The 2,565-nt window shown below is 55.6% G+C and carries 2 protein-coding genes and 1 pseudogene; all 3 read right to left on the bottom strand.

Features of this window, described 5'->3' with window-relative positions; translation table 11 throughout:
• Positions 1-1,228: 1,228 nt before the first annotated feature.
• Complete coding sequence (gene folE / locus L692_RS0116045) at positions 1,229-1,822, bottom strand: GTP cyclohydrolase I FolE (RefSeq protein ID WP_025701149.1); 594 nt, start codon at positions 1,820-1,822, stop codon at positions 1,229-1,231.
• A gap of 51 nt (positions 1,823-1,873) precedes the next feature.
• Positions 1,874-2,128, bottom strand: coding sequence for a YneF family protein (locus tag L692_RS0116040; RefSeq protein WP_025701148.1), 255 nt, complete (start codon positions 2,126-2,128; stop codon positions 1,874-1,876).
• A gap of 220 nt (positions 2,129-2,348) precedes the next feature.
• Positions 2,349-2,565, bottom strand: a pseudogene (locus L692_RS29075) (HEAT repeat domain-containing protein); the annotation flags it as partial.

Genomic DNA, 2,565 nt, shown 5'->3' with positions numbered 1-2,565 from the left:
CGGCGCCCTTGATTTTTTGAGGCGGGATTCCGGCGGAGACTCTCCCTCTAACCGGGACGAATGATGATCTCCTTTCACCACAGCGGCCCGGTTTCCATTACGCAAGGTTCAGAAATACCGAAAATTAACGGACAATTCAAACCCGTCGCTTCAAAATCTTGCGGCTCATATCCTCCAGTTGGCCTAAAACGCCAAAGGCAATCTCACGTTCATCCCAGGCTCCTTGGAACAATGAAATTGGACGTTCTTTGCCAATTCAGGTGCGGCGATGAAGCGGAGCACGCAGAAAGCATGAAATTGTGCATCTTTTGGCCGCGTGAGAACACCAGATTGCAGGATATACCTGCGAGGATACAGTTTTTTCCTTGGCTCAGCCTTATACTCGGTTGCATGCTCTTAAATTCCTGCATACTTTCAGGATTTTTCCGATGGATAGAGAATTTGGACCAAAAAACCTGCACTTTGGCGGTTTTGCCAGCCGCTGAACTCCAATTACAATAACGTGGCCTCGTCCCTTGATGTTAGAGCGCTACAAGTAAGTGCCCGTGCTCGCAGTCATATCAGCATCAGGCCGCCCTAAAGCAGAAGCTGTACCACAAGCCATCCAATGGCCAGGGGTGCCCCGTATGACACGGGAAGCATTCTGCCCTTTCGTGTGTCCGTGTTCTATCCAGACGCTCCGTCCGAAGCCGGATATGCGGTAAGCTGAAGGCATCGCGGAAGCCGGATATGCGGTAAGCCGAGGGCATGCCGGATAGCAGATATCCGGCGGTAAAGCCACGGGTATGCCGGAGCGAAAACTGTGAAGACTGCCCGCTAAAGAGTGGATGAGCCAAAGCGAGGGGTGAACGGGAAATCCGGGTGGGCATGGTGTACCTCTGTTACAAGGAGCAGGGGCGGGAGAAGCTGCGGAGTGAGGAAGGCCGGGTATTATTTCGCTCTCTTGAATGGCGGAAGTGGAGAGTGTGTTTGGGCAAATTAAAACAACCGGAGATATCGGCGGTTCCTGCTTCGCCAGCTTGCGAGAGTGACCTTGGAGGTCGGGAGCTTCCGGCGGCGCCTGCTTCGAGGCTTGGCGAATGTGAGCCTGGAAGCCGGGCGGCTTTCGCTCGCCCGAAATAGCAACAGGCTGCGGACGGCAAGCCTGAACAGGCCGGCCAAGGGTGAATCCCTTGACCGGCCTGTTGGTTGTTTCTTCACTTCATGATGGCTCAATTTGACGCGGACTTCATTCCTTGATTAAGGACAGAAATTCCGCCCGGGTCGCCGGGTTCCCCCGGAAGGAACCCCTCACCGCTGAGGTAACCGTCTTGCTGCCCGGCTTCTTGACGCCCCGGGCGCACATGCACAGATGCTCTCCCTCAACAACGACCATGACGCCATGCGGATTAAGTACTTCGGTCATAATGTCGGCGATTTGCGTGGTAATGCGCTCCTGCACCTGAAGGCGGCGCGTCACCGCTTCAACCAGCCGGGCCAGCTTGCTCAGCCCGGCGATGCGCCCGCTCGGAATGTACCCGATGTGCACCTTGCCGAAGAAAGGAGCCATGTGATGCTCGCACTGGCTGTAATAGACGATGTCCTTGACGATAACAAGCTCCTCATGGGACTCATCGAAGGTAACGCCAAGCGCTTCTCTCGGATCGACGGAATACCCCGCGAAAATCTCTTCATACATTCGCGTTACCCGGGCAGGCGTCTCCAGCAGCCCTTCCCTTCCGGTATCCTCACCGATCAGCTCCAGTATTTTCTGAACATGATACTCAATCTTCTCCCGGTTTGCCGTTACGCTCCCGTTCACATAGTCTTTAATTCCGCCCATGAAACTTCCTCCTTCAGACCGTCTGCGCCAATCAGCCGGATACCGATCCGATTACTTGCTCTTTCTTTTTTGTCCTTTATTGCCGCCGGACGGACCGCGTCCCGGCGTGTTCTGGTTCTTCATCATTTGCTGGGCGCGCTGCATTTGCTTGCTGTTCAAATTATATCCCATCTGCTTGGCAACCTTCTGCAGCATCTCCGGATCGTTCTGCATGTTGGTCATTTGCTTGCGCAGATAATATACACCGATGAAGAAGCCGCCGATCAGCCCGACAACCAGTGTAATAATAGGAAGTGCAATAGTCATTCAAAAACCCACCTCTGAGTTGTAATATGGCGTGCATCTATAACGCACGCGCATCTATCATAGCATTTCAAGAACTGGACAGCAATTGGAATTCCAATACTTGTCCGTCCTCCTTATGTTTAAGGCTCTGCCGATCCTGCCAGCCTGATTCTGGCCCGGCGCAAGCGTCCGGCGACTTCCTCATCCGACTCACTCCCGAGCGCAAGCTCCACGGCGGCCAGCGCCGCTGCGCCGCCGATGGCGCCGAGCGCCCAGGCCGCCGCGCCGCGCAGCTCGGGACGCGGATCGCGGAGCAGCACTTCGGTCAGCTTCGGCACAGCGGCCTCGTCCTTGAAATTCCCGAGCGCGATGACCGCGTTGCGCTGGATCGGCTTTTTGCCCCTCCAGGCGGCGGCGCTGCTCCCGAACTTCTCCTTGAACTCGCGGTTGCTGAGGTC

The sequence above is a fragment of the Paenibacillus forsythiae T98 genome (assembly GCF_000520735.1).
In the GTDB taxonomy this organism is placed as follows: Bacteria; Bacillota; Bacilli; order Paenibacillales; family Paenibacillaceae; genus Paenibacillus_AQ; species Paenibacillus_AQ forsythiae.
The sequence above is the reverse complement of the archived record's forward strand: the minus strand, read 5'-3'. Positions and strand labels throughout refer to the sequence as shown.

What these genes read in the sequence shown, in the direction of transcription:
- folE (WP_025701149.1), bottom strand. Translation starts at nt 1,822, where the DNA reads ATGGGCGGAATTAAAGACTATGTGAACGGGAGCGTAACGGCAAACCGG.
- L692_RS0116040 (WP_025701148.1), bottom strand. Translation starts at nt 2,128, where the DNA reads ATGACTATTGCACTTCCTATTATTACACTGGTTGTCGGGCTGATCGGC.